Raw genomic sequence first — 3,877 nt, forward strand, 5'->3', positions numbered from 1 at the left:
CACCAGGGCCGCAAGGGGGACGGGATGCCGGGCTGGCTCACCCTGTGGAGGGGGATGGCCAGACTGCAAACCCTAGTCGAAGGTGTGCGTCTGGCACGTAAAATCAAGACTTATGGGTAATGACAAGGGATTTATCCATGGGAGTGTCAACGCTTTAGTTCTTTAGGCTGCTCGGCAGCAATAGAACCCGTGCGGGGAAGCGGGAACGGCTCCAGCGGCGGGTGGCGACGGTATAGGGGCGTTGGGGTCTGCGGATAGGCTTGAGCATAGTGTCCTCCCGAATGGCTTGGCAGCTAGGCCCAGCATGGCAAGGCACCATGACCGGAGCCTGACCGCTGCCTTAGCTTTTGCTGAAGGACTTGGAGCGCATCCGGGGGCCGAGCGCCTACAATGGGCCTATGCTCCTCCGCACCCTGGGCGGACTCGAGCTCGAGCACTCCGACTTCGGCCGCTTAAAACCCCTATTGCTGCTGACGTATTTGCTGGTGGAGGGCCCGAGCGAACGGCGGCACCTGGCCGAGCTGTTCTGGCCCGACAACGCCGACGCCCTCAACAGCCTGTCGGTGGCCCTGACCCGCCTGCGCAAGGGCGTCCCCGGGGCGGTCGAGGCCGACGAGGTGCGGGCGTGGGCCCGCCTCGACAGCGACCTCGACGCGCTCAAGGCGGCGCTCGAGGCCCGCGACTACGCCGGGGCGATCGCGCTGTACCGGGGGCCTTTCCTCGAGGGGCTCTACCTGCCCGACTGGAGCGCCGAGCTCGAGGAGTGGGTCTACGCCCGGCGCGAGCACGTCGCCGGGCAGGTGCGCCAGGCCTACCTCGCGCTCGCCGAGCAGGAGGCGGCCCGCAGCCGCTTCGACCAGGCCGCCAGGCTGGCCGAGCAGGCCTACGGGCTGCGCGCGGCGCCCGCCCTCGAGCCCGAGGACCTGCTGCGGCTGTACCCCCTCCTGCTGGCGGGCAACAGCCTCCTGCTGGGCGAGGTGCGCCGCGAGGCCGGGGATCTGGGGCTGCGGCTGGAGCAGCGGGCCGAGGAGGCACGGGCCCAGTTGCGCCGGGTGCTGGTGGGGCGCGAGCGCGAGCTGGCGGTGCTGCGCTCCCTGGGGCCCGGCCAGTGGGCCTGGGTGCGGGGGGGCAGCGGGATCGGCAAGAGCGCCCTGCTGCGGGCGTGCAGCGGCCGGTACCTGGCGGGGCGCCCGGGGCTGCCCTACGCGACGCTCGAGCCCCTGCTGCGCGGGGCCCTGGGGCAGGACGAGGAGGCCCTGCTGCGCCGGCTCGCCCAAGACCCGGGCCCGGTGCTGCTGGACGGCTGGGAGCGCGCCGACCCCGAGAGCCGGGCGCTGCTGACCCGCCTGCGCGGCCTGGGGCGGGGCCCCGCGGTGATCGTGGCCTCGCGCGAGCCCCCCGCCCTCGAGCCCGACCTGCTGCTGGAGCTGGGGCCGCTCACGGCCGAGGCCCTGCGCGACTTCCCCGGCGCCCTCGAGCAGACCGGGGGCTTGCCCGCGCTGGTGGAGGCCTACCTGCGCGAGGAGCCGCTCGAGACCGCCCTGGAGGCCCGCCTGGCGATCCTCTCGCCGGTGGCCCGCGAGGTGTTCCTGACCCTGGCCCTCCTCGACGAGCCCGACCTGGTGCTCACCCGGCGGGCCCTGAGCCTGGAGGCCCCCCGCATGGCCGAAGCCCTCGAGGAGCTCGCCACCGCCGCCCTGATCGAGCCCTCGGGCCGCCTGCGGGTGCGCCGCCCGGTGCTCGACTACCTCGACGGCCAGCCCTCCCTCCAGGCCGCGCTCTCGCTCCGGCTGGCCCGGCAGCGCGGCGGGCTCGAGGCCTTCCCGCTCTACCGGCGCTCGAGGCTGCTGTGGGAGGCGGAAGACCTGCCCGAGGTCGGGCAGGCCTACGCCGCCTGGGCCCGCGAGCTGCTGCGGCGCGGCTTCCCCCAGAAGGCCGCCGAGGTGCTGGAGGAGGCCCCTCAGGGGCCGGGCGTGCGGCTGCTGTACGCCCGCTGCCTCGAGCGCACCGGCCGCTACCAGGAGGCGCTGGAGAGCCTGCAAGCCCTGCCCGAGCACCCCGACCTGCTGGCCCTCAAGGGGGTGCTGCTGTGGCGCCTGGGCCGTCCCGAAGAGGCCCGCGAGGCCGCCGAGGCCGCCCTGCAGGGGGGCACCGAGGCCCGCGCCGAGGCCCACAACACCTTAGGCAAGGTCTTCCTCTCCAACAAGCAGTTCGACGAGGCCCTCGACCGCTTCAACCGGGCCGCCGCTTTGTTCTACAGCCTGGGCGACCCCGTCCGCCGGGGCGGGGCGCTCAACAACGCCGCGCTCACGCGGCTCGAGATGGGCGAGGAGGCCGAGCAGGCCTTCGAGGAGGTGCTGGAGGCCAGCCGCGACAACCTGCGCCTGCGGGCCGGGGCCTACCTCAACTTAGGCCTGGTCTTCGAGCGGCAGCAGGCGTGGGGGCGGGCCGAGGACGCCTACCGGCAGTCGATCACCTGGGCCGAGGAGGCCGGGCTGCTGGACGTGGCGGTGCTGGCGTGGAACAACTTGGGCTCGGTGCTCAACAAGCAGGCGCGGCCCGAGGCCGCCCTCGAGGCCTTCGAGCGCGCCATGGCCTCGGCCCGTGAGACCGGCGACCTGCGCAACCTGGCGCTGGTGCTCGCCAACATCTCCCAGCTCACCGGCAACCCCTCGGCGCTGGAGGAGGCCGTTCTGCTGCTGGAGGGGGCCGGCGACCACGACTACGCCGAGCGCTTCCGCCGGGAGCTGCGGGCGGTCAGGGCGCAGTCAGGGGCGAAGGTGCAGTCTTGAGGCGGCCCGCGACGGCGGGCGCCCGGCTTGCTCCCAGGAGGTTGGCGTATGCGGAAGGGGTTTATCGCGGTGCTGCTATGGCTGGCGGCTGTGGCCTGGGCCCAGACGCCCTATCCCCGCCTCGACCTAGGGCCCGAGACGGCCGTCTCGGTGCTGTTCAAGGCCGCGGCGACGCCCTGCGACCTGGCCCGGCTGCTCATCGGCCTCGAGCGGCAGGGCATCCGGGCGCGGGTGCTCGAGTTCCACCGCACGCTCAACCCCTTCCGCGAAGGCCGGGCCGCGCCGAACGAGCTCTACCAGCGGGTCGAGCGGGAGGCGCTCGGCGGGGCCGTGGCGGCGGAGACGCTCCGGCGGTGCGAGGCGGTGCCGCCTGCCGGGCACGGCCTCGCCGTGCCCGCCGAGCTCGGCCCCTGCGAGGGGGCGTTCGCGCTGCTGGAAGTGGACGGCGTCCGCCTCAACGAGGCCATCGCCCGCATCGCCCAGAACGACTTCGTGCTGGCCGTTGACGACAGCCACAGCTCCGGCTGGACCGACGCGCCCGCCCTCGCGCAGGCCCCCCCGGACTACCGCGAGGCCGTCGGCTGGAGGCCCGGGCTCGAGGGCGGCGCGGGCGCCGGCGTCACCGTGGCGGTGCTCGACACCGGCGTCACCGACGGGGTGCTCGACAACTTCGGCTCGAGGCTTCTCCCCGGCTTCGACTTCGTGGGCAACGACCCCGACGCCCGCGAGGTCCCCGGCAACGGCGGCGCCCTGCACGGCACGCCCGTCGCGGCCCTGGTCGCGGGCGAGAGGTCCGGACTGGCCCCCAGGGCCCGGGTCTTGCCGGTGCGGGTCTGCGACGAGAGGGGCCTGTGCCGGGCCAGCCACCTCATCCGGGGGACCTGCTGGGCCTTGTCGCGGGTCTCGAGCGGCGGCCGCGACCTCAGGGCCCTGCGCACGCTGGTGCTTAACTACAGCCTGGGCAGCCCCAAGCCCATCGAGCCCCTGCGGGTGCTGTTGGCCTTCGCCCTGCAGAAGAACGCCCTCATCGCCGCCTCCGCCGGCAACGACGGCGCCCAGGGCCACGGCGCCCCGCCCCACTTCCC

Annotated in this window: 3 protein-coding genes; all 3 read left to right on the forward strand. The window is 74.0% G+C overall.

Annotation, left to right across the window (positions count from 1 at the left end; translation table 11 throughout):
- Positions 1 to 120 (forward strand): IS4 family transposase (locus Mterra_RS19555; RefSeq protein ID WP_147372510.1); only part of this gene is annotated, 120 nt, incomplete at its 5' end.
- 278 nt (positions 121 to 398) lie between these two features.
- Entirely contained in the window at positions 399 to 2,792 is a 2,394-nt protein-coding gene (locus tag Mterra_RS19560; protein ID WP_119316647.1) for a tetratricopeptide repeat protein, read from the forward strand.
- Between the two features lie 48 nt (positions 2,793 to 2,840).
- Positions 2,841 to 3,877, forward strand: a 1,037-nt coding sequence (locus tag Mterra_RS19565) for a S8 family peptidase (RefSeq protein WP_147372958.1), incomplete at its 3' end; no start/stop codon positions are given.

The sequence above is a fragment of the Calidithermus terrae genome (assembly GCF_003574345.1).
GTDB lineage: Bacteria > Deinococcota > Deinococci > Deinococcales > Thermaceae > Calidithermus > Calidithermus chliarophilus.